This window comes from Methylobacterium sp. 1A (genome assembly GCF_058072805.1).
Map to the genome: position 1 here is coordinate 948587 of NZ_JBYQVE010000002.1, position 21860 is coordinate 970446.

A 21860-nucleotide genomic window follows, 5' to 3' on the forward strand; every position below is an offset into this window, starting at 1 on the left:
GCGGTGGACGACACGGTCGCGCAGCCGATGCTGTCGGCGAGTGAGCGGAAGCATCGCGCCAAGCGCTTCAACGAGGGTCTCAAGCTAGCCGCGACCCTGCTGAACTCGTCGGCCATCGCGACGATCGGCATCGCGGTCATCAATCCCCTCGCGCAGCGGCATCTCGATCTGGTCGCCGATGGCGGCTGGACTTTGCTGATCGCGGCGATCGTCCTACATCTCATGGGTCAGCTCATGATCAGATTCCTGCGTCCGGAGGATTGATCGCATGACCCAAGCTTATGCCAACCAGATCCTCGCGCTGGCCCTCGCCATGTCGGCGACGATCTTCGTCGGTGTCTGGATCGCGAGCCGGATCTACGACCGCAACACGCGCAGGCTCGAGGCGCGGCGGGGCGACTAGTCCCGCGCCGCCGCCTCCATGCGCAAGCCGTGCTCCGGCCGGAGCGTCACCCGGTGGAGCGGCGTGACCGGCGGGTGATCCGCCGGCAGCCGGAAGCGCACCGCCCGGACCACGTGGGCCAGCACGATCACCGCCTCCTGGATCGAGAAGCTCTGGCCGATGCAGACCCGCGGCCCCGCCCCGAACGGCAGGTAGGCGAAGCGCGGGATCGCGTCCCGGTTCTCGGGCAGGAACCGCTCCGGCACGAAGGCCTCCGGGTCGTCCCAGAGCAGTTGGTGGCGGTGGAGCACCCAGGGCGCCACCATCACCAGCGAGCCCCGCGGCACCTTGATCCGGCCGAGCCGGTCGTCGCGGACCGCCTGCCGGCTGAGAAACGGGACCGGCGGGAACAGCCGCATCGCCTCCTCGATCACCGCCCGGGTGAAGGGCAGGCGCTCGACGGCGAAATCCCCCGGCCCGGCCGCGTCGACCTCGGCCTCGACCCGCGCCTGCGCGGCGGGATCCTGCGACAGGCAGTAGAGCGCCCAGGTCAGGGAATTGGCCGTGGTCTCGTGGCCGGCGGCGATGAAGGTGACGATGTTGGCCTTCACGGCGAGGTCCGAGAGCCCGTTGCCGGTCTCGGGATCCTGCGCGGCGAGCAGGAGCGTCAGCAGGTCCCGCGGCGCCTCGCCCCGCCCCATCAGCGCCTTGCGCCGGGCGATCAGTTCGTCGACCACCTCGGCGAAGAAGCGCCCCGCCGGGCGCGCCCGCAACCGGCCGATCCGCGGCACGAAATCGGGCACGCCGAACACGTCGAGGGGGTCGATCGGCCCGACGGCCTCGAGGAAGCGCGTGATCGCGCGGCCCAGCGCGTCGGGATCGCTCGGCAGCCCTTGCGTGAAGATCGTCCGCTCCAGCACGTCGAGGGTGACGCGGGTCATCTCCAGGGCGACGTCGACCCGCTTGCCGTCGCGGCGGACGAGGCGGCGGCCGAGCCGCGCCCCGGCGGCGTTCATCGCGTCGGAGAAGCCCTGGACCGTGCGGGCGTTGAAGATCGGCGCCAGCGTCCGGCGCTGGAGCCGCCACTCGTCGCCCTCGGCGCTGAGCAGGCCGTTGCCGAGCCCCGGGGCCAGCACGCGGCGCTGGAGGTCGTCCTTGCGGTAGCCGTCGGGGTTCTCGATGAGCAGGTAGCGGATCAGCGCCGGGTCACTCACCAGGGTGATCCGGCCCATCGCGCCCTCGGCCGCCACGACCGGCAGCTTGAAATGCGCGTCCATCCAGGTGGTGATCGGGTTCTTGCGCGCCGCCCGCAGGAACTCGAACAAGCCGAGCGGCTCCTTCAGCGGCGGCGGCACGACGGGGCGGAACCGAGTGCCGGCCATCGGTTCGGAGAGATCGATCGTGGCGCTCATCGGCTCCTTGTCCGGCGGGAACAGAGCCCCGCCCTTGTCGGCGCGCCGGGGAAAACCGGCATCGCGATTCACCCGCGCCTCATTTAAGTAGGCACCGCACTGCACCAGACGTAGAGGCCACGATGTCGCCCACCGAGACCGCCACCCGCACCGAGTCCGACACCTTCGGTCCGATCGAGGTCCCGGCGCATCGCTACTGGGGCGCGCAGACGCAGCGCTCGATCCAGAACTTCAAGATCGGCACCGACCGGATGCCGGCGCCGCTCGTCCACGCCCTCGGGGTGGTGAAGCAGGCCGCCGCCCTGGTGAACAAGGATCTCGGCGCCCTCGACCCGAAGCTCGCCGACGCCATCGCGGCCTCGGCCGCCGAGGTCGTGGAGGGCCGCTACGACGACGAGTTCCCGCTCGTCATCTACCAGACCGGCTCGGGCACCCAGTCGAACATGAACGCCAACGAGGTGATCGCTAGCCTCGCCAACGAGCGCCTGGGCGGCCAGCGCGGCGGCAAGTCGCCGGTCCACCCGAACGACCATTGCAACCGCGGCCAGTCCTCCAACGACACCTTCCCCACAGCCATGCACATCGCGGTGGCCCGCGAGATCCAGGGCCGCCTGCTGCCGGCGCTCTCCCACCTCCACGCCGCCCTCGACGCCAAGGCCAAGGCCTTCGACGCGATCGTCAAGATCGGGCGCACCCACCTGCAGGACGCGACGCCGGTCTCCCTCGGCCAGGAATTCTCCGGCTACGTCGCGCAGGTCGCCCTCGGCGGCTCGCGGGTCGCCGCGACCCTGCCGGGGGTGCTGGCGCTCGCCCAGGGCGGCACGGCGGTCGGCACCGGCCTCAACGCCCATCCGGAATTCGCCGAGCGCTTCGCCGCCAAGGTCGCCGAGCTGACCGGCCTGCCCTTCACGTCGGCCGAGAACAAGTTCGAGGCGCTCGCCACCCACGACGCCCTGGTGTTCACGCAGGGCGCCCTCTCGGCGCTCGCCGCCGGCCTGTTCAAGATCGCCCAGGACATCCGCTTCCTCGGCTCGGGCCCGCGCTCCGGCCTCGGCGAGCTGTCGCTCCCCGAGAACGAGCCCGGCTCGTCGATCATGCCCGGCAAGGTCAACCCGACCCAGTGCGAGGCCCTGACGATGGTCTGCGCCCAGGTGATCGGCAACGGCACCACGGTGAGCTTCGCTGGCTCCCAGGGCAATTTCGAGCTCAACGTGTTCAAGCCGGTGATCGCCAACGCGGTGCTGCAGTCGATCCGCCTGCTCGCCGACGCGGCGGTGAGCTTCACCGACAATTGCGTCGTCGGCATCAAGGCCAACGAGGACAAGATCGCCGACCTGATGAGCCGGTCGCTCATGCTGGTCACCGCGCTCGCCCCCTCGATCGGCTACGACAAGGCCGCCGAGATCGCCAAGACCGCGCACAAGAACGGCACGACCCTCAAGGAGGAGGCCCTGCGCCTCGGCTACGTGACCGAGGCGGAGTTCGAGCGCGTGGTCCGGCCGGAGACCATGCTGGCCCCCAGCGCCGATTAGTTTCTTGGGTATTTGGCCGGCGCGGGTGTCCTGCGCCGGCCGCCATTGCCGGGAGGCGATCCATGGCCGAGATCATCAACCTGCGTCAGGTCCGCAAGGCGAAGGCCCGCGCCGAGGCCGACACGAAGGCCGAGGCCAACCGGATCGCCTTCGGGCGGCCGAAGAAGGCCAGGACCCTCCAGCAGCGCCGCAAGGCCCTGGAGACCGAGCGGCACGAGGGCCACCGCCTGGAGCGGGGCGAGCCCGATCCGGCGGATTGAGAGCAAATCCGGATGCAGCAGCCCCACCGTCCTTGTGAGCGGAGCGAAGCGATCCAGTCGCGCCACGCCGACCAGGGTCGCGCTGCCCTGGATCGCTTCGCTCCGCTCGCGAGGACGGGACGCGCAGCCGCCTCGCCATGAGCCCGGGCATCACCAAGCGCTCCGTGATGATCGCCGGCCACCGGACCAGCGTGTCCCTGGAGGACCCGTTTTGGGCGGCCCTGCGGGCGATCGCGGAGGCGCGGGGCCAGTCGGTCCAGGCCCTCATCGGGCACATCGACGCCGGCCGCGACGGCCAGAACCTGTCCTCGGCGATCCGCGTGTTCGTGCTGGAGGCCGTCCGCGCGATCCCGGAAACGTGAGCGCCGCGCGCCCTGGCCGCTCACCCGATCCTGAATAGGTGTCTGACGATCGCGTGACAAATCCACGCACGAAGGAGACCCCATGGCCAGTAGAGAGCCGCTGCTCAAGACCATCCCGATCGCGGAGCTGCGCCCGACGCAGATGACCGTGGGCTACCGGGAAGTTGCGGAGAAGCGGCGGCGCTGGCGGGAGTACGACGGCGAGAAGAAGAAGGAATTCCTCGGCGCCCACATGATCCCGACGCTGCTCGGGCCGAAGAAGCGCCACTACATCATCGATCACCACCACCTCTCCCGCGCCCTGCACGAGGAGGGCGTCGAGAACGTGCTCGTCACCGTGGTGGCCGACCTGCACTACCTCGACAAGGACGCGTTCTGGACGGTCTGCGACCACAAATCCTGGACCCATCCCTACGACGCCGACGGCGTGCGCCAGCACTTCGACGACATCCCGAAATCCGTCGACGCCCTGGTGGACGACCCCTATCGCAGCCTCGCCGGCGAGCTGCGCCGGGCCGGCGGCTTCGCGAAGGACACGACGCCGTTCAGCGAGTTTCTCTGGGCCGACTTCCTGCGGCGGAACATCAAGGAGAAGCGGATCGAGAACGACTTCTCCTCGGCCCTGGAGCGGGCGATGTCGCTGGCCAAGTCCAAGGACGCCGACTACCTGCCCGGCTGGTGCGGGCCGGTCACGCGCCACGTCCGCTGAGACCCGCAGACGGTCGCGGCGACGCCTAGATGCCCCAGTAGGGCGCCGCGTCGTAGTAGCGGTGGATCTGCTCCTCCCAGGCGCCGTCCGCGGCCGGATCGGTGCCCTCGGGGGTGCGGGCCGGGGCGGCGCGCAGCTGCGCCTCGGTGATGTCGACCACGTAGGCGTCCTGCTGCGGCTCGAACCGCAGCACCGACCAGGGCAGCGTGTAGAAGTCCTCGCCGAGGCCCAGGAACCCGCCGAAGCTCATCACCGCGTAGGCGACCCGACCCGAGACCTTGTCGAGCATCAGCCGCTCGATCCGTCCGACCCGTGTCCCGTCGGGCCGGCGGACATCCGTCCCGATGACCCGATCGCTGGCGATCAGGCGGCGGGGCTCCCGGCCGGCCGGGTTCGCCGTGCCGGGCTGACCGGTGTCCGTTCCCGTTCCCGTCATCGCCGCCTCCCGACCGTTTCCGCGCGACGCGCGCCGTCTGCCCGAAAAACGCCCCGCCCCTGGGCCACGTTCCGGCGGGCGCCCGCGCCCGCCCTCTCCAGCCGGACGAACAGCCCCCGCATGCCGATGCCGCGTTTCGCCCAGAGCCTCGCGCTCGCCGCCCTGCTCCTGCCCGCCGCCGCGCAGGGCCAGGATCGCGGCAGCGTCAATCCGAAGCCGCTGCCGCCCCTGGAGCATCCGGACGCGCCCTCGACGCCCGCCAAGGCGCTGTTCGGGCGGGTCACCAAGGCGTCCTCCGGTCCGGCCCACATCTACGGCTTCTACGCCAAGGGCTGCTTCGCCGGCGGCGAGGCGCTGCCGCTCGACGGGCCGAACTGGCAGGTCATGCGCCCGTCCCGCAACCGGATGTGGGGCACGCCCTACCTCGTCGACTTCATCGAGCGGCTGTCGCAGAAGGCCGCCCGGGTCGGCTGGCCCGGCCTCCTCGTGGGCGACATGGCCCAGCCCCGCGGCGGCCCGATGATCACCGGCCACGCCTCGCACCAGATCGGCATCGACGCCGACGTCTGGCTGACGCCGATGCCCGACCACCGCATGAGCCGGGCGGAGCGCGAGGAGACCTCGGCCACCGACATGGTCCGCCGCGACCGCCTCGACATCGATCCCCAGGTCTGGACGCCCACGCACCTGCAGCTGATCAAGATCACCGCCGAGCAGCCGGAGGTGGAGCGCATCTTCGTCAACGCGGCGATCAAGAAGGCCCTCTGCCGCGACGCCGCGGGCAGCCGCTGGATGTCCAAGGTCCGCCCGATGTACGGGCACAATTACCACTACCATATCCGGCTTTCCTGCCCGGCCGGCCAGGAGGATTGCCAGCCCCAGGGCGCGCCGCCGCCGGGCGACGGCTGCGACGACCTCAGCTACTGGTTCTCGGACGCGGTGCTCCACCCGAAGCCCCCGAAGACGCCGCCGAAGGCCAAGCCCGCCATGACTATGGCGGCGCTGCCCGCCGCCTGCCGGGCGGTGCTGAAGGCGCCGTAGGCCGGGCCCCCGGGGATGGTCGCCGCTCAGGGCGCGGCCGCCTCCGCGTAGGGCGTGCCGGCCAGCGCCGCCGCGAGGCCGGCCGTCCCCCGGTCGATGACCGCCAGGAAGGCGGCATTCGCCGCCTCCGTCCGCCGCGTCGCCCGGAAGGTCCGGTGCGCCCGGAGGAAGGCCACGCTCCAGGTCGCCAGCAGCAGGCCGGCCGCCAGGTCGGCGTCGGGATCCTCAGGCCCGCGCCCGACGGATTCGGCGAGCGCGACCCGCACCACGCCCGCGAGTTCGTCCCGGATCGCCCGGGCCCGGGCCTTGAGCGTCTCGCTCCCGGCCGCCGTCGCGACGAAGGCGCCGCTGCGCGCCGAGAATTCCACGACCGGGTTCCGGCCCGTCACCAGCCGGTGCGCCAGCTGGCGGAGCGTCTCGACCGGCGCGACCCGGGGATCGCGCTGCCGCAGGGTCTCGCGCAGGAGTGCGCGCCCCTCCTCGTCGCGGTCGTAGAACATGTCCTCCTTGCGGGGGAAATGGTTGAACACGGTCATCCGGCCGACATCCGCCGCCGCCGCGATCTCATCCACCGTCACGGCGTCGAAGCCGCGCTCCAGGAACAGCCGCGTGGCGGCGTCGGAGATGGCCTGCCGGGTGGCGAGGCGCTTGCGGGACCGGCGGTCGGGAGGCGTTGACATGCGCCGCTCCATACCACATCCATACATGGACTGAGTATAGAAATGGATTAAGTCCATGGATGAGCCTGTCGACGTCGTCGTGGTTGGAGCCGGTCCGGTCGGGCTCCTCACCGCCATCGAGCTGACCCTCGGGGGCGCGCGCGTCCGGGTGCTGGAGCGCCTCACCGAGCCGAGCACCACCATCAAGGCGCTGGGGCTCGGCCCCCTGGGCGTCGAGGCGCTGCAGCGGCGGGGGATGGGCGCGGCGATCGAGGCCGCCGAGGCGCGGAGCCTCGCGGCGATGGACCGCCTGCCGGGTCAGGTCGGCGGCGGCCCGCGCGGGGCGCAGTTCAGCGGCCATTTCGGCTTCCTGTTCATCCGCCGCGGCCCGCAGGCGGAGCCGGACCGGCGCATGCGCGCGGTCGATCAGCAGAGCCTCGAAGCCATGCTGCTCGACCGCGCCGCGGCGCTCGGGATCGACCTGCGCCGCGGCTGCACGCTCACGGGCTTCACGGAGTCGGCCGACGGGGTCGAGGTGGCCTGGACCGCGCCGACGGGCGACGCGCGCGTCCGCTGCGCCTATCTCGTCGGCTGCGACGGCGGCCGCAGCGCGGTTCGCAAGATGGCCGGCTTCGCCTTCCCCGGCACGCCGCCGACGCTCACCATGTACCAGGCGATCGCCGATCTCGACGATCCCGCCGGAACGCTGCCGGTCGGCTGGCACCGCGGGCCGGGGGGCGTCTACGGCTACGGGCCGTTCCCGCGCCGCCTGTTCATGCTGGATTTCAGCGGCCCGCCGGCCGACCGGCAGGCGCCCGTCACGCGCGACGAGATCGAGACCGCGCTGCGCCGGGTCAGCGGCACGGATGTCCGCGTCGCCCGGATCGCGGTCGCGAACCGGTGGGGCGACAACACGCGCCTCGTCGACACCTACCGCCGGGGCCGCGTGCTGCTCGCCGGCGACGCGGCGCATGTCCACGCGCCCTTCGGCGGCCAGGGCCTGAGCCTCGGCCTGGGCGACGCCGCCAATCTCGGCTGGAAGCTCGCCGCCGTGCTGCGCGGGGAGATGCCCGAGACCCTGCTCGATACCTACACGGCCGAGCGGCGCCCGGTGGCCGAGGCCGTCACGGCCAACACCCGCGCCCAGGCGGCGATCCTGCGGCCCGATCCGCAATCGGGCGCGCTGCGCGACCTGATAGCGCGGCTCCTGGAGAGCGACGAGGTCAGCCGGATCCTCGGCGGCCTGATGCGCGGCCTGAGCGCCCGGTACGATCTCGGCTCGCCCGAGGACGCGGTCGGCCGGATGGCCGGCGACGGGCCGCTCGGCGCCGGCGGCGCGACGCTCTACGGCGCGATGCAGGACGGCCGGGGCCTCCTCGTCGACGGCAGCGCCGACGGCGCGGCCTCCCGGATGGTCGCCGCGGCGACGGGCCGGGTGACCTGCGTGGCGGTCCCGGACGGGCCCTCGACGCTGGTCCGCCCCGACGGCTGCGTCGCCTGGACGGGCGCGGCAACCGCCCTCGACGGCCTGCGGGAGGCGGTGGGCCGCTGGTTCGGCCCGTCACCAGCCGGGCCGCTCGGCGCGCCGGCTACGATGTGCTAACCGCCCCGGATGCCCCGCTGGCTCTTCATCCTCCTCGCGACCGCCCTCGCCCTCTCGGTCCTCGGCAGCGTCCTGATCGTGCTGCGCAGCCCGAACAGCACGCCGCCCCTGCGGGGCGGCGCCGCCGGCGCCCCGGCGCCGGGCCCGCAGACGCGGCCCGACAGCCGGAGCCCGTGAGGCTCGGGTGCCGCCGCCGGTTCCCGCCGGGCCGCAACAGCCGGCCGGGTTCTCGACCGGGTTCTCGGCCCGGTTCTTGGCCAGCTTCTTGGCCGGGGCCTGCTGGTGGCAGGCCCCCGCGAAGCGGTGCGCCAGCGGCCGCCTCCCGGTCTCGGGCGCCGCCCGATACGGGAAGGCGGGGACCGCCGGACGACGTTCGGCGCCCGCCCTCCGCGAACCGCGCCGCGAGAGACTGGACCGCGCGGGCAAATTCCGGCTTGGTGCCCCAACGACGCGGGTCGGACGGCTGCCCTGCGCGACGCTGTGAGGGGCTGATCCGGATGGAGACGGGCGGGACCGCCACGAGCCACGTGCCGGACGACCTCAAGGCGGAGGCGCACCGGGGCGATCCCTTCGCGGCCGCCGTGCGGGCGACCCGGATGCCGATGATCATCACCGATCCGGCCCAGCACGATAACCCGATCGTCTTCGTGAACGACGCCTTCCTGAAGCTGACCGGCTACACCCGGATGGAGGTGGTCGGCCGCAATTGCCGCTTCCTGCAGGGGCCCGACACCGAGGCGGCGGCCGTCGACCGCCTCCGCGCGGCCGTCCGGCGGGAGGAGGACATCCGGGTCGACCTCCTCAACTACCGCAGGGACGGCTCGACCTTCCAGAACGCCCTCTACGTCGGCCCTGTGCGGGACGAGGCGGGACGGGTGGTCTACTTCTTCGCCTCGCAGCTCGACGTCAGCGAGCACTACGCGCTGACCGCCGAGATCGAGCGTCTGAAGGCCGCCCTCGCCGAGGCCGAGGCCAAGCTCGCGGCCCGCTAGGCCGCCCGGAGGATCAGGGCTTCGTCGGATCAGGGCTTCGTCAGGAACCCGATCGGCTCGCGGCCCGGCTGGCCGAGCCAGAGCAGGACCGCGCCGAGGCCGAGGCCGATCAGGGAGGCCGGCGCCAGGGTGAGCGGCAGGCCCAGGATGTGCCAGAGCCAGGGCGCCGCCCCCTCCACGCTGCCCTGCAGGGCGCTGGCCTTGTCCTTGAACAGGGTGGCGATCACGTCGGAGAGCGGCGTCACCCGCAGCCCGTTGTTGGCGATGGAGCGGGCGCCGTCGTAGACCAGCGCGACGAAGCCGCCGGCCATCAGCAGGAAGCCCAGGACGCGGGCCAGGAAGCGGAACATCGCGGGGCCTTCTGAGCCTTGCCTTACGGGCCGTGGGTGCCGGATCGGCGCGCCCGCCCCGGGAGTATGGGGCCGCGCCGCAAGGTGCAAGCGCCCGGGGCGAGCGTCGATCCGCGCGGTTGCGGGGCCCTCGGGCCCGTGCCACAGGGTCGCCCGGCGGCGGCGGGCCGTGCGGGAACGGTCGACCTTGGACGCGCGCGCGACGAATCTCGGCCTCGTGATCTTCGATTGCGACGGCGTCCTCGTAGACAGCGAGCCCCTGAGCCTCGCCTGCCTGACGGCCGGGCTCAACCGGATCGGCGTGGACATCGACTTCGCCACCGTGCGGGCGCGCTTCACCGGCACCGCGATGCCCTCGATCATGGCACATATCGCGAGCGACTACGGCGTCACCGCCCCGGCCGGCTTCGTCGAGGCGGTGAAGGCCGAGACCCTGGCGCTGTTCGACGCGGAGCTGCGGGCGATGCGCGGCGTCGCCGAGGCGGTCGCCGCCGTGGGCCTGCCGGTCTGCGTCGCGTCGAGCAGCGACCCGGTGCGGCTGCGCCACTCCCTGACGCTGACCGGGCTGCTCCCCCTGTTCGGCGACCGCGTCTTCTCCTCGGCGCAGGTGGCGCGGGGCAAGCCCTTCCCCGACCTGTTCCTGTTCGCCGCCGAGCGGATGGGCGTCGCTCCGGCGGCCTGCCTCGTGATCGAGGACAGCGTTCCCGGGGTCACGGCGGCCCGGAGCGCCGGCATGCGGGTCGCGGGCTTCACCGGCGGCGGCCACTGGGGTCACGACCCGGCGGGCGCCGGGCTCGCGGAGGCCGGCGCGGCCCGGATCTTCTCGGACTTCTCCGACCTCGCCGCGGTGATCGCCGCGGCCTGAACGATCCGCCTCCCGGACGCGTGCCCGGGACCGGCTTCCTGCCAGGCCGGCCCTCGAAATCGGAAGTCCGTTCCGTTGACGGTGCGCCGTGCCGCGCCCATCTTCAGGGGTGCCGGCCCGGCCGCGCACCTCGGGTGCGCGACAGGACAGGCCGCGGTCCTTTGAGAAGCGTAGCTTGCGCCGCGTGATCAAACGCTAAAGCACTGCGCCGGCCCCGTGCCGCGCGGTCCTTCAGTCTGGAGGACGTCCGATGGTCACTCGCACATCGTCCCTTCGATACCCGCTCCCGATCGCCCCCTGCTGCCCCGCCGCCCGCCAGCGCTGTCGACGCTGAGCCCCGTCGATCCTCCGCAGCATCCAACGCGATCCGGCACGGCGACCGGCCGGCCCAGGGAGTTCCCGATCCGATGCACAGCCTCGCAGAGTACAAACCCGAAGACCGCCCCGACCTCGCGGACCCGGCCCTCGGCCCCAGCGAACCCGCCCGGGTGATCGAGATCGGTGAGGTCACCGCCGGGATCGCCGTCCCCGAGGGGCGCGGCGTCCGGTTCTTCTCGTCCGCGCGCGATTTCGACGGGCTCGACGGCGCCGTGTTCCGCACGGCCGAGCAGGCCGCCCGCGCGGCCCGCGCGCGCATGAGCGCCCGGTCCCCCGACCGGTCGCACCGGCCCGCGCTGCGGCGGGCCTGACCCGCCCGCTACTTGCTGCACTCGTCCCGGGTGCGCTTCATGGCCTCCGCGAATCCGCCGAGCGCGTACTCGTCGCTCGTCGGGTTCCCGCGCATCGACGTGGCCTTGATGATGATCTTCGGGTTGCGGGCGCTCATCTCGGAGACGACCCGCGCCTCCTCGGCGGGGTTCTGCAGCCAGGCATTGCCGTCCTTGACCACGAGGCCGTAGCGGCTGGCGCCGAGGTTGAGGCTCGGGTCGGTCGGCGCGGCCGCGGAGCCGGGCTTGACCTGGGAGGCCGCGGGCTTCGACGGGAAGCCCAGCATCACCGCCACCTCGTTCTGGATGTTCTCGCCCTTGCGCACGCTCACGAACAGGTAGGCGGTGTCGCGCTTCAGGGTCTTGGGCGAGCGCGTCTGCGGCTGCGCGATCGCGTAGCAGAGCTTGTTGCGGCCGTCGCCGTTCACGAACACGTTCCAGTCGCCGAAGATCGCCACCGGGGTGGCCTGCTGCATCCCCGGCGGGGTCGCGGTCTTCTTCTCGGCGCGCTTGCTCCGCTCGCGGCCGTGCCGCCGCCCGCGCCGCGACGGGGCCGCGTCGCCACCGCCGGCGTCCGGGGCCGCCGCCGCGTCCTGGGCGTGGGCCGCCGTCGCGACCAGGCAGGTCCCGCCGAGAACACCTCCGACGAGGCCGGTAACCAGCCCGGAGGCGAGCAGGGCGAGAGCTCCGACCGGGAGCGAGCGGGGGACGCGGACCATCTTCACTTCCTGACGACGGGCGGCTCCGTCAGGAGCCGGACCGGGGTTCGGGATTAGTGAAGCTTGCGTAAAACGTCGGCAAGATGGCGGGGCGGGATCCGTCGACAATCAGACGGCGCGGGCTTCCGTCGCCCGGGCCGCGATGACGCCGGCCGGGACCGGCAGCGGCTCGACCGCCGGGCCGGCGGGCACCGCGATGGCGTTCGGCCGGGCCGGCGCGGCGCGCTGGCGGGGCGGATCGTTGTAGGGGGTGTTGTAGCCCTTGCGCACGGCGGCCCAGTAGGACTCGCGCGTCAGGCCCGAACCGGTCAGGGCGGCGTCGATCATCGCCGTGGCGTGCGCCGCGAAATCCGGCACCTCCTCCGTGTTCAGCCAACTCTCGACAGGCATCCTGCGAACTCCGATCCAGACGGCGAAGCTTGTAGCTGAGCGGACTTAGCCAGACGGTGAACGCGCGGGTGGGCCGAGGGTTGCAATGCACAATTTTGAACGGTCCTGTGGATGAGCGGGGGCCCATTCCCCGATCTGAGGCGACCGGGAGGCCACCCCACGGTCGGAGCGGCGGGCCGCAGCCCCCCGGCAACCCTCAGGAGCTAGCGGCGCGAAGCGCCAGCCGGCGCCGGTCGCCGTCGGCCGCGACGGCTCAGCCCAGCCGCTCGATCCAGGCCTGCGCCTGGCGCCGGACGTTGTCGGGCGCGGTGCCGCCGTAGCTGGTGCGGCTCGCCACCGAATTCTGGACGCCTAGCACCGCGTAGACCGCCTCGGTGATCCGCGGCTCCGCCTCCTGCATCTCGGGTAGCGACAGCTCTTCGAGGCCGACGCCCTTGGCGGAGGCCGCGCCGACGAGGCGGCCGGTGACGTGGTGCGCCTGACGGAACGGCAGCCCGAGCTCGCGCACCAGCCAGTCGGCGAGGTCGGTGGCGGTGGCGTAGCCGGAGCCGGCGGCGCGGCCGAGCACTTCGGCGTTGGGCTCCAGGTCCTTCACCATGCCGGTCATGGCGGCGAGGCACAGGGACAGCGCCTGGAGGGCGTCGAAGGTGCCCTCCTTGTCCTCCTGCATGTCCTTCGAGTAGGCGAGCGGCAGGCCCTTCATGACGATGAGCAGGCCGGTGAGCGCGCCGATGATCCGGCCGCTCTTGGCCCGTACCAGCTCGGCGGCGTCGGGGTTGCGCTTCTGCGGCATGATCGACGAGCCGGTCGTGAACCCGTCCGACAGCCGCACGAAGTTGAACTGGGCCGAGGTCCAGACCACCAGCTCCTCGGCGAAGCGCGACAGGTGCACGGCGCAGATCGAGGCCGCCGCCAGCGCCTCCAGGGCGAAGTCGCGGTCGGCGACCGAGTCGAGGGAGTTGGCGGTCGGCCGGTCGAAGCCGAGGGCCGCCGCCGTGGCGTGCCGGTCGATCGGGAAGGAGGTGCCGGCGAGCGCCGCGGCGCCGAGCGGGCACTCGTTGAGCCGCGCCCGGGCGTCGCGGAACCGGCCCCGGTCGCGGGCCAGCATCTCGACGTAGGCGAGGCAGTGGTGGCCGAAGGTCACCGGCTGGGCCGACTGGAGATGGGTGAAGCCCGGCATCACGGTGCCGGCGTGCTTCAGCGCCGCCTGGCTGAGGGCGCGCTGCAGGTCGGCGGCCTGCTGGTCGAGGGAATCGAGGGTGTCGCGCACCCAGAGCTTCATGTCGGTGGCGACCTGGTCGTTGCGCGAGCGCGCCGTGTGCAGGCGCCCGGCGGCCGGGCCGACGATCTCGGTGAGCCGGCTCTCCACGGACATGTGGATGTCCTCGAGCTCGCGCTTGAACGCGAAGGTGCCGCCCTCGATCTCGTCGCGCACGGACTTGAGCCCGGCCTCGATCGCGGCCACATCCTCCGCCGGCAGGATGCCGGCTTGGCCCAGCATCGCCACATGCGCCAGCGAGCCGCGGATATCCTGGGGCGCGAGGCGCTTGTCGAATCCGATGGAGGCGTTGATCTCCTCCATGATCTCCGCCGGGCCGCTCGCGAAGCGGCCGCCCCACATCCGGTTGCTCATGTCGATCCTTCCGCGCCCTGACCGTCCCGAGGCCCGAGCCTGATGCCCGGCCGCACGCCCATCCTGGCCGGCGCGGGCGTCGCCGCGCTCGCCGTCCTCGGCCTCGCCCTATACGGGAGCGGTCTCCTGCCCGGCAACACGGGCGGCGCCCTTCAGCCCTGCGCCGCCGCCAAGCCGGCGCTCGCCCGGGTCGATGCGGCCGCGAAGGGCGAGGTCGCCGCCATGCAGGCCCCGCAGCAGGCCCGGCCCGCGCCGGACATCCGGTTCAAGGGGCCGGACGGCGCCGAGACCGGCCTCGCCGACCTCAGGGGCCGGCTGCTCCTCGTCAATCTCTGGGCGACGTGGTGCGCGCCCTGCAAGGCCGAGATGCCGGCCCTCGACCGGCTCCAGGCGCAGCTCGGCGGCCCCGATTTCCAGGTCGTCGCGATCAACGTCGACACGCGCAACCTCGAGAAGCCGTCGGAATGGCTGAAGCAGGCGGGCATCCACGACCTCGCCTTCTACGCCGATCCCGGCGGCCGCGTGCTGCCGATCCTCCAGCGCGACACGCAGTCGCCCGGCCTGCCGACCACGATGCTGGTCGACGCGCAGGGCTGCACGATCGGGGTGATGAAGGGGCCGGCCGCGTGGTCGAGCGCGGACGGGCTGGCGCTGATCCGCGCGGCCCTGGGGCGGACGTCGTAACGGTCGCGGCCGGGCGGTTGCGCGCGTCTCCGATGCGCGGCAAGGCGTGTCGCGATGACCTCGCCCGCACCTGACCGCGCCCCTCCGAGGCGGAGGCCCCGCCCCCTCTCGATCATCCGCACGCTGCTCGCCGGCGAGGCGGCGGGCGGGCTGATCCTGATGGCGGCGGCGGCCCTGGCGCTGGTCGTCGCCAACGGGCCGCTCGCGGACACCTACGCGCACGCCCTCCACGCCGAACTCGGCCCGATGAGCGTGCAGCACTGGATCAACGACGGCCTGATGGCCGGGTTCTTCCTGCTGGTCGGCCTGGAGATCAAGCGCGAGGCCCTCGACGGGCGGCTGCGGACCTGGCCCGACCGGGTCCTGCCGGGATTCGCCGCGCTCGGCGGCATGGCGGTCCCGGCCGCATTCTACGCGCTCACCAATCTCGGGGCCGGCACCCTGCGGGGCTGGGCGATCCCGGCCGCCACCGACATCGCCTTCGCGCTGGGCGTCCTCGCGCTCCTCGGGTCGCGGGTGCCGGTCTCCCTCAAGATCTTCCTCAGCGCGGTCGCCATCGTCGACGACCTCGGCGCCGTGGTGGTGATCGCGCTGTTCTACAGCTCCGGCCTCGACCTCACCATGCTGGCGCTCGCCGCCGCGGTGCTGGCCGCCCTCTACGGCCTCAACCGGGCGGGGATCGGGTGGCTCCCGGCCTACGGGCTCCTCGGCGTGGTGCTGTGGGTCCTCGTGCTGCGCTCCGGGATCCACGCGACGATCGCGGGCGTGCTGCTCGCGCTCACGATCCCGATCCGGGTCAGCCCGGGCCGGCCGGAGGACGCGCACTCGCCCCTGCACCGGCTGGAGCACGCCCTCGCCCCCTGGATCACCTACGGGGTGGTCCCGGTCTTCGGCTTCGCCAATGCCGGCGTCGACCTCTCCGGCCTCACCCCCGAGGCCCTGCTCCAGCCGGTGACGCTCGGCATCGCGGCGGGCCTGTTCCTCGGCAAGCAGGCCGGCGTGTTCGCGAGCCTGCGGCTGGCCGTGGCGCTGGGATGGGCCAAGCGCCCGGCCGGGGCCGGCTGGGGGCAGGTCTACGGGGTCGCGGTCCTGTGCGGCATCGGCTTCACCATGAGCCTGTTCATCGGCGGCCTCGCCTTCCCGGACCCGCAGCACGAGACCGCCGTGAAGCTCGGCGTGCTCGCGGGCTCGGCCCTGTCGGGACTCGCCGGCGCGGCGATCCTCCTCGTCGCGAAGCGCCGCGTCGCCCCACACTAGGGGGCGGCGCGCTTCGTCATTGCGAGCGCAGCGAAGCAACCCAGTGCAGCGGAACATCGGGAAGCGTGGCGCCGTCTAGATTGCTTCGCTCCGCTCGCAATGACGGCGGCGCAAGGACGGCACCTCTTCCACGTGCCGGGCTCCGTCCGGCGCGAAAATGCGCTACCCCCCGTGGGCATGCGCTTCTATCTCGGCCTCGCCACCACCTTCCACGACCCGGCCCTCGCCCTGGTCGGGCCCGACGGCACCCTGCTCTTCGCCGAGGCGGCGGAGCGCGCCCTGCAGTACAAGCGCGCGCCGAACTGCGAGCCGGACGCCCCGTCGCAGATGGCCGCGCTGCTGAAGGCGCACGTCCCGCCGGGCTCGGAACTCGTCGTCGCCTCGACCTGGGGCCCGCAATTCACCGACTTCCTGCGCGGCCAGGCCGGTGCCGGGGCCTTCGACCTGATGGCGCTCGCCACCCACACCACGGCGCTCAACCGCTCCTTCGTGCCCGAGCAGGCCGAGCGGGTGTTCATCGCCGACCTCCACGGCGCCCAGGAGCGGGCCGGCCACGGCACCCTGCTGGCCCTGAACCAGGAGGCGCGGATCAGCGGCGCGGCGCCCCGGGCGACGATCGCCGGGCAGCGGCGCTACCCGCACCACCTGTGCCACGCCGCCTACGGCCTCTGGGGCAGCCCCTTCGAGACGGCCACCGCCCTGGTGGTCGACGGCATGGGCGAGACCGGTGCGGCGGCGATCTACCGCCTGGAGGGCGGCCGGATCACGGAGCTGCGCCGCCACCGCGGGCGCGGCTCGCTGGGCTTCCTGTACGGGCTGATCACCGACCTCGCCGGCTTCGATCAGGTGAAGGGCGAGGAGTGGAAGATCATGGGGCTCGCCCCCTACGGCCGGCCCGACCCGGACCTCGCCGCCCTGCTCGGCCGGCTCTGCACGGTCGAGGGTCACCGCCTGCGCTACGCCGACGCGGAGACGATCCGGGCGGTCGCCGCGGAGATCCGCGCCCGCCGCCCCGCCGACGCCCTGGAGAACGGCTGGCCCGACCTCGCCCGCTGCGGCCAGGACCTGTTCGGGACGCTCATGGACGCGCTGGTGGCGGAGGCCCACGCGCTGGCGCCGTCCGAGAACCTCGTGATCGCCGGCGGCTGCGGGCTGAACTCCTCCTACAACGGCCGGGTGCTCGGCCGGTCCGGCTTCACCCGGCTGCACGTCCCCTCGGCCCCGGCGGACGACGGCAACGCGGTCGGCGCGGCGTGGCTCGCCTACGCGGAGGACCATCCGGACTGGGCCGGGCCGCCGCCGGCGCAGCGCCCGCTCTCGCCCTATCTGGGATCGCGGGTCCCGACCGGCGCGATGGAGCGGCTCGCCGAGCAGGAGCCCCGGGCCCGGCGCGTCGGCCACGCGGAGGCGACCCGCGCGGCGGCGCGGATCCTGGCCGAGGGCGGCCTCGTCGGCTGGGTGCAGGGCCGGGCGGAGTTCGGGCCCCGGGCGCTCGGCAACCGGTCGATCCTGGCCGATCCGCGGCCGGAAGGCGCCAAGGACGCGCTCAACGCCAAGGTGAAGTACCGGGAGGCGTTCCGGCCGTTCGCGCCGTCGATCCTGGCGGAGGCCGGGCCGGACTGGTTCGAGGATTACGCCGACAGCCCCTACATGGAGCGGACCCTGGTCTGGCGCGAGGCGGTCCGCGCCCGGGTACCAGCGGTGGTGCACGAAGACGGCACCGGCCGGCTCCAGAGCGTCACGGCGGCGCGCAACCCGGCCTACGCGGCCCTGATCGGCGCCTTCGCGGCGATCACCGGCGTGCCGATCCTGCTCAACACGAGCTTTAACGTGATGGGAAAGCCGATCCTCCACGGCGCGGAGGACGCGATCCTGATGTTCTACACCACCGGCCTCGACGCCCTCGTGGTCGAGGACTGGCTGGTCGTGAAATGAGACGCGCCGCGCCCCCGGGGGACGCGGCGCCGATCCGATAACCGCGGACGCGGTTTACTCGCAGACCTCGACGCGGCGGTAGGTGAACTCGCCGTCGCCGAGCCACTCCTTGCGGCGCTCGTAGTGGCAGATCGGGCCGCGGCGCTCGCGCACCACGATGGTCTCGGGCTCCTCGACCACGACCCGGCGCGGGCGGTACTCCGGCGGCGGCGGCGGCGGGTTCGCGCCGTTGACGAGGGCGCTGCCGACCATGCCGCCGACGACGCCGGCCGCGAGGCCGCCGACGATGGCGCCGGTCTGGTCGCGGGCGGTGGCCGGGGCGACCGCCCCGAGCACCAGGGTGACCGCGAGGGCTGCGGCCCCAGCGCGGATCGTCGTGAAGGAACCGTTCAAGGACACGCGAAACATCTCCCGTTCGTGTTGAGGATGATCCAACACCGGGAGGATTAAGAATCCGCGAAGTGGGCCAATTGAATTGTGTGCCGGATAAGGCGGCCCGCAGTCGCTCCGGCCCGAGGCGAGGCGCTGCCGTCCTCGCGCGCGCAGCGAAGCAACCCAGGGCAGCGCGCTTTGCCCGGATGCAGCCGTGTCCCTGGATTGCTTCGCTGCGCTCGCAAGGACGGAATGGGCACTTCCCGCGCCGGACGCGGCTGCCGCAGATCCCCCTTCAGAGCAGCCCGTCGAGAGATCCCACCACCGTCGTGGGCGCCAGATCCGCGTACTCGTCGGGCAGGCCCCTGCGGTTGACCCAGGCGGTCCGGAACCCGAAGGCCCCCGCCCCCGCCACGTCCCAGCGGTTCGACGAGCAGAACAGCACGTCGCCCTGCCCCACCGCCAGCCGGGTCAGGGCGATCCGGTAGGCGTCGGGATGGGTCTTGAACACCTGCGCGTCGTCCACCGAGAGGACCGCGTCGAGGTGGTCGGCCAGCCCCGCGGAGGCGACCGCCCGGTCGACCATGGCGGCGTTGCCGTTGGTGAGGACGGCGGTGCGGATGCCGCGCTTGCGCAGGGCCGCCAGCACGCCCGGGACCTCCGGGTAGGCCTCGAGGTCCCGGTAGGCGTCGAGGAGCCGCTCGCGCAGGCCGGGATCGACGTTCGGGTGGACCGCCAGGGCGTAGTCGAGGGCCCGCACGGTGAGGTCCCAGAAGGCGGCGTACTGGCCCATCAGCGACAGGGTCCAGCTGTACTCGAGCTGCTTGTTGCGCCAGACCTCGGAGAGGTGGGCGGCGTCCGGACCCACCGCCTCGGCGTAGCGCTGGACCGCGGCGTTCACGTCGAACAGCGTTCCGTAGGCGTCGAACACCGCGGCCTTCACGCCCGCGAGGGGATTCGGTGCGTCGGTCATGGCGGTCCTCACTGGGTGCTCTCGCCCGATCTGGGGCCGGACCCGCGCGGCGGCGAGCCCGGCCGGGTCACTCAGGCCCGGCGCAGGCGCAGGCCGAACAGGTGCAGCAGGCCCGCCAGCAGGCCGCCGTAGACCAGGGCCCCGACGAGCCCCAGCACCGCCAGGACGACGAGGTCGCGCCCGTGCGGCAGGGCCGGCACCAGCGCCTGGACGAACCCCTGCCCGTAGACGGCGACCGCCGCGAGCCCCAGGCAGGCCAGCGCCACCCCCGCGACGGTGAGGCCGAGCGTGCGCCCCGGCGCCGTCCAGTCCCGACGCTTGGCCAGGACGAGCAGCAGCAGCAGGTTCACCCACTGGGCGACCGCGGTGGCGAGCGCGAGGCCGGTGACGCCGTAGGGGCCGGTGAGCCACAGCTTCAGGGCGACGTTGACGCCGATCGCGGTCAGGGAGGCCCAGAGCGGCGTCTTCGTGTCCTGGCGGGCGTAGAAGCTCGCCACGGCGCTGCGCACCAGCACGACGGCCGGCAGCGCGAGGCCGTAGGCCGCCAGCACCGAGGCCGCCCGCGCCGCGTCCTCGGCGCTGAAGGCGCCGCGCTGGAACAGGGCCGCCATGATCAGGCCCGGGATGGTCAGGAACGCCACGGTGAACGGCGCCGAGAGGGCCAGGGAGAAGCCCGCGGCCCGGTTCTGGGCCGCGTGGGCGCCGGCGACGTCGCCGGCCGCGATCCGGCGGCTCATCTCGGGCAGCAGCACGGTGCCGGCCGCGATGGCGATGACCCCGAAGGGCAGCTGGTAGAGCCGGTCGGCGTAGTAGAGCGCCGAGACCGCCCCGGTGGGCAGCCAGCTCGCGATGATCGTGTCGGCGAAGGCCGCGATCTGGAAGCCGGCCGAGCCGATCACCGCGGGCCCGAGCACGACGAAGAAGCGCTTGAGCGCGGGATCGAGGCGCGGCACCGCGAGGTCCGGCATCACGCGGACGCGGCGGCAGCCCCACCACAGCAGCCCGAACTGGAGCACGCCCGAGACCGCGACGCCCCAGGCGGCGGCGTAGGCCGCGTTCGGGAACAGGAAGCTCAACCCCAGGGCCGCCAGCATGGCGAGGTTGAGCAGGACCGGGGCGCCCGCCGCCACGGCGAAGTGCCGGTGGGCGTTCAGGATGCCCGACAGCAGCGTCACCAGCGTCATGAACAGCAGGTACGGGAAGGTGATGCGGGTCAGCGCCACGGCGAGCTGGAAGCGCTCGCCGTCCTCCGCGAAGCCCGGCGCCAGGGCGTGGACCACCCAGGGCATGGCCGGCAGGGCGAGATTGAGCAGCACGAGCTGCACGATCAGCATCAGGGTGAAGACGCGGTCGGCGAAGCGATGGGCTTCCCCGGGCACGCCGGATTCCGCGAGCCCGGCATAGGCCGGCACGAAGGCGGTGTTGAACGCGCCCTCGCCGAAGATCGCGCGGAAATGGTTCGGGAGCCGGAAGGCGACCACGAAGGCGTCCGCCAGCGGCCCGGCGCCCATCACGGCGGCCATGACCACGTCGCGGGCGAAGCCGGTGACGCGGGAGACCAGGGTCCAGCCGCCGACCGACAAGATCGAGCGGATCATGGGTTGGGGCGCTCGCCCACCACCTCCCCCCGCAACGGGGGCGGGCGGGAGCACGGTCGAAGCGTCGCGCGTGTCGATCGAGAGGAAATGGCCGGCCCCATCTGCACCGGGTCAGCCGGCGTCGCGCGCATCAAGAGCCGGTTTCGTGCGCCACCTCAAGGGTGCCGCGGACACAGGATCCGCGGCACCGGCGATACGCCTCAGCGGGTCGCCTCGGCGTACATCTTCTCCACGTGCTCCCAGTTCACCAGGTTCTCGATGAACGCCTTCAGGTAGTCGGGACGGCGGTTGCGGTAGTCGATGTAGTAGGAGTGCTCCCACACGTCGACGCCGAGGATCGGCTTGGCGCCGTGGACCAGCGGGTTCTCGCCGTTCGGGGTCTTCATGATCGCGAGCTTGCCGTCCTTGACGGCGAGCCACGCCCAGCCCGAGCCGAACTGGCCGACGCCCGCCTGGATGAAGTCCGCCTTGAACTTCTCGGCGCCGCCGAGATCCTCGTCGATCTTCTTGGCCAGCGCGCCCGGGATCGCGCCGCCACCGTTCGGCTTCATCCACTGCCAGAAGTGGATGTGGTTGTAGTGCTGGCCGGCGTTGTTGAAGAGCGGCTGATTCGTGTTGTAGGCGGCCTTGACGATCTCCTCGACGCTCTTGCCCTGGAGATCCGTGCCCTCAAGCAGCTTGTTGCCCGTGTCGACGTAGGCCTTGTGGTGCTTGTCGTGGTGGAACTCGAGGGTCTCCTTCGACATGTACGGCCCCAGCGCGTCGTAGGCGTAGGGCAGTTCCGGCAGGGTGAAGGTCATCGCGTCTATCTCCGCTAAGCAGGGGGCGGCCTCGTCCCCGGCGGGGGCTCCCGAGTCGAGAGCCCGCTAGGTAAGTCGGTGGCCGCGGGACGGCAACGCCGTTCCGCCACGGCGGCGCGGGAAGTTCCGCAGATCGCCGGCACGCGGCGGCTCGGCCGGCCCGGAGATAGCCGGCGCAGATCCGGACTA

General features: G+C 72.7%; 26 protein-coding genes. 15 read left to right on the forward strand and 11 right to left on the reverse strand.

What is annotated here, in order from left to right; all coding sequences use genetic code 11:
* The first annotated feature begins 3 nt into the window (after window positions 1–3).
* The gene (locus tag ACX9MN_RS24720; RefSeq protein WP_020091295.1) at window positions 4–264 is read left to right on the forward strand and encodes a hypothetical protein; all 261 of its coding nucleotides are present in this window, start codon (window positions 4–6) and stop codon (window positions 262–264) included.
* A gap of 4 nt (window positions 265–268) precedes the next feature.
* Window positions 269–403 (forward strand): hypothetical protein, encoded by a 135-nt coding sequence (locus ACX9MN_RS24725; RefSeq protein WP_280142566.1) that lies wholly within the window; start codon window positions 269–271, stop codon window positions 401–403.
* Here ACX9MN_RS24725 and ACX9MN_RS24730 read toward each other — a convergent pair.
* Window positions 400–1794, reverse strand: a complete 1395-nt coding sequence (locus tag ACX9MN_RS24730; RefSeq protein ID WP_489725712.1) for a cytochrome P450 — start codon at window positions 1792–1794, stop codon at window positions 400–402. The genes ACX9MN_RS24725 and ACX9MN_RS24730 overlap by 4 nt on opposite strands.
* Before the next feature lie 122 nt (window positions 1795–1916).
* Here ACX9MN_RS24730 and fumC point away from each other — a divergent pair, with 122 nt between their 5' ends.
* From fumC to ACX9MN_RS24750, 4 genes are all read left to right on the forward strand, one after another.
* A complete protein-coding gene (fumC, locus tag ACX9MN_RS24735; protein ID WP_020091298.1) occupies window positions 1917–3326 on the forward strand; it encodes a class II fumarate hydratase in 1410 nt (469 codons plus the stop codon).
* 62 nt (window positions 3327–3388) lie between these two features.
* The gene (locus tag ACX9MN_RS24740) at window positions 3389–3586 is read left to right on the forward strand and encodes a DUF4169 family protein (protein ID WP_020091299.1); all 198 of its coding nucleotides are present in this window, start codon (window positions 3389–3391) and stop codon (window positions 3584–3586) included.
* 137 nt (window positions 3587–3723) lie between these two features.
* Window positions 3724–3948: a ribbon-helix-helix domain-containing protein gene (locus ACX9MN_RS24745; RefSeq protein ID WP_482958959.1), complete on the forward strand. Its 225-nt coding sequence runs from the start codon at window positions 3724–3726 to the stop codon at window positions 3946–3948.
* A gap of 82 nt (window positions 3949–4030) precedes the next feature.
* Window positions 4031–4657, forward strand: coding sequence for a ParB-like protein (locus ACX9MN_RS24750; RefSeq protein WP_020091301.1), 627 nt, complete (start codon window positions 4031–4033; stop codon window positions 4655–4657).
* Between the two features lie 25 nt (window positions 4658–4682).
* Here ACX9MN_RS24750 and ACX9MN_RS24755 read toward each other — a convergent pair whose 3' ends face one another.
* Window positions 4683–5093: a PRC-barrel domain-containing protein gene (locus ACX9MN_RS24755; RefSeq protein ID WP_489725713.1), complete on the reverse strand. Its 411-nt coding sequence runs from the start codon at window positions 5091–5093 to the stop codon at window positions 4683–4685.
* Between the two features lie 120 nt (window positions 5094–5213).
* On the opposite strand from ACX9MN_RS24755, the gene mepA reads away from it, so the two are divergent.
* The gene (gene mepA, locus ACX9MN_RS24760) at window positions 5214–6134 is read left to right on the forward strand and encodes a penicillin-insensitive murein endopeptidase (protein ID WP_489725714.1); all 921 of its coding nucleotides are present in this window, start codon (window positions 5214–5216) and stop codon (window positions 6132–6134) included.
* A gap of 26 nt (window positions 6135–6160) precedes the next feature.
* On the opposite strand, the gene ACX9MN_RS24765 is transcribed toward mepA, so the two are convergent.
* Window positions 6161–6814, reverse strand: a complete 654-nt coding sequence (locus ACX9MN_RS24765; RefSeq protein WP_042672642.1) for a TetR/AcrR family transcriptional regulator — start codon at window positions 6812–6814, stop codon at window positions 6161–6163.
* Window positions 6815–6869: 55 nt separating this feature from the next.
* Here ACX9MN_RS24765 and ACX9MN_RS24770 point away from each other — a divergent pair, with 55 nt between their 5' ends.
* The 3 genes from ACX9MN_RS24770 (at window position 6870) to ACX9MN_RS24780 (ending at window position 9388) form a co-directional block, all read left to right on the forward strand.
* Window positions 6870–8396, forward strand: coding sequence for an FAD-dependent monooxygenase (locus tag ACX9MN_RS24770; protein ID WP_489725715.1), 1527 nt, complete (start codon window positions 6870–6872; stop codon window positions 8394–8396).
* Window positions 8397–8405: 9 nt separating this feature from the next.
* Window positions 8406–8573, forward strand: a complete 168-nt coding sequence (locus tag ACX9MN_RS24775) for a hypothetical protein (protein ID WP_165923204.1) — start codon at window positions 8406–8408, stop codon at window positions 8571–8573.
* A gap of 320 nt (window positions 8574–8893) precedes the next feature.
* Complete coding sequence (locus tag ACX9MN_RS24780) at window positions 8894–9388, forward strand: PAS domain-containing protein (RefSeq protein ID WP_020091307.1); 495 nt, start codon at window positions 8894–8896, stop codon at window positions 9386–9388.
* A 29-nt stretch (window positions 9389–9417) separates the two neighbouring features.
* Here ACX9MN_RS24780 and ACX9MN_RS24785 read toward each other — a convergent pair whose 3' ends face one another.
* On the reverse strand, window positions 9418–9738 hold the full coding sequence (locus ACX9MN_RS24785; protein ID WP_020091308.1) for a hypothetical protein: 321 nt from the start codon (window positions 9736–9738) through the stop codon (window positions 9418–9420).
* 187 nt (window positions 9739–9925) lie between these two features.
* Between ACX9MN_RS24785 and ACX9MN_RS24790 the strand changes: the two genes are divergently transcribed.
* A complete protein-coding gene (locus tag ACX9MN_RS24790; RefSeq protein ID WP_042673332.1) occupies window positions 9926–10603 on the forward strand; it encodes an HAD family hydrolase in 678 nt (225 codons plus the stop codon).
* A 407-nt stretch (window positions 10604–11010) separates the two neighbouring features.
* A complete protein-coding gene (locus tag ACX9MN_RS24795; RefSeq protein WP_042673333.1) occupies window positions 11011–11292 on the forward strand; it encodes a hypothetical protein in 282 nt (93 codons plus the stop codon).
* An 8-nt stretch (window positions 11293–11300) separates the two neighbouring features.
* Here the strand turns inward: ACX9MN_RS24795 and ACX9MN_RS24800 are convergent, their stop codons facing one another.
* From ACX9MN_RS24800 to argH, 3 genes are all read right to left on the reverse strand, one after another.
* Complete coding sequence (locus ACX9MN_RS24800; protein ID WP_056524404.1) at window positions 11301–12029, reverse strand: hypothetical protein; 729 nt, start codon at window positions 12027–12029, stop codon at window positions 11301–11303.
* Window positions 12030–12137: 108 nt separating this feature from the next.
* Window positions 12138–12419 carry a hypothetical protein gene (locus tag ACX9MN_RS24805; RefSeq protein WP_020091312.1) on the reverse strand — a complete coding sequence of 94 codons (282 nt, stop codon included), beginning with the start codon at window positions 12417–12419 and terminating at the stop codon, window positions 12138–12140.
* A gap of 253 nt (window positions 12420–12672) precedes the next feature.
* Window positions 12673–14052: an argininosuccinate lyase gene (gene argH, locus ACX9MN_RS24810; protein WP_489725716.1), complete on the reverse strand. Its 1380-nt coding sequence runs from the start codon at window positions 14050–14052 to the stop codon at window positions 12673–12675.
* Window positions 14053–14094: 42 nt separating this feature from the next.
* Between argH and tlpA the strand changes: the two genes are divergently transcribed.
* The 3 genes from tlpA to ACX9MN_RS24825 all read left to right on the forward strand — a co-directional run bounded on the left by tlpA (window position 14095) and on the right by ACX9MN_RS24825 (window position 17928).
* Window positions 14095–14736, forward strand: coding sequence for a thiol:disulfide interchange protein TlpA (gene tlpA, locus ACX9MN_RS24815; protein ID WP_489725717.1), 642 nt, complete (start codon window positions 14095–14097; stop codon window positions 14734–14736).
* 54 nt (window positions 14737–14790) lie between these two features.
* Window positions 14791–15993, forward strand: coding sequence for a Na+/H+ antiporter NhaA (nhaA, locus tag ACX9MN_RS24820; protein WP_489725718.1), 1203 nt, complete (start codon window positions 14791–14793; stop codon window positions 15991–15993).
* Between the two features lie 177 nt (window positions 15994–16170).
* On the forward strand, window positions 16171–17928 hold the full coding sequence (locus ACX9MN_RS24825) for a carbamoyltransferase family protein (protein ID WP_489726356.1): 1758 nt from the start codon (window positions 16171–16173) through the stop codon (window positions 17926–17928).
* A gap of 54 nt (window positions 17929–17982) precedes the next feature.
* Here ACX9MN_RS24825 and ACX9MN_RS24830 read toward each other — a convergent pair whose 3' ends face one another.
* The 4 genes from ACX9MN_RS24830 to ACX9MN_RS24845 all read right to left on the reverse strand — a co-directional run bounded on the left by ACX9MN_RS24830 (window position 17983) and on the right by ACX9MN_RS24845 (window position 21671).
* Window positions 17983–18336 carry a hypothetical protein gene (locus ACX9MN_RS24830; RefSeq protein WP_489725719.1) on the reverse strand — a complete coding sequence of 118 codons (354 nt, stop codon included), beginning with the start codon at window positions 18334–18336 and terminating at the stop codon, window positions 17983–17985.
* A 259-nt stretch (window positions 18337–18595) separates the two neighbouring features.
* A complete protein-coding gene (locus ACX9MN_RS24835) occupies window positions 18596–19273 on the reverse strand; it encodes a haloacid dehalogenase type II (RefSeq protein ID WP_020091318.1) in 678 nt (225 codons plus the stop codon).
* Between the two features lie 71 nt (window positions 19274–19344).
* Window positions 19345–20871 carry a murein biosynthesis integral membrane protein MurJ gene (gene murJ / locus ACX9MN_RS24840; RefSeq protein WP_489725720.1) on the reverse strand — a complete coding sequence of 509 codons (1527 nt, stop codon included), beginning with the start codon at window positions 20869–20871 and terminating at the stop codon, window positions 19345–19347.
* Window positions 20872–21071: 200 nt separating this feature from the next.
* Window positions 21072–21671, reverse strand: a complete 600-nt coding sequence (locus ACX9MN_RS24845) for a superoxide dismutase (protein ID WP_020091320.1) — start codon at window positions 21669–21671, stop codon at window positions 21072–21074.
* Window positions 21672–21860 lie beyond the last annotated feature (189 nt).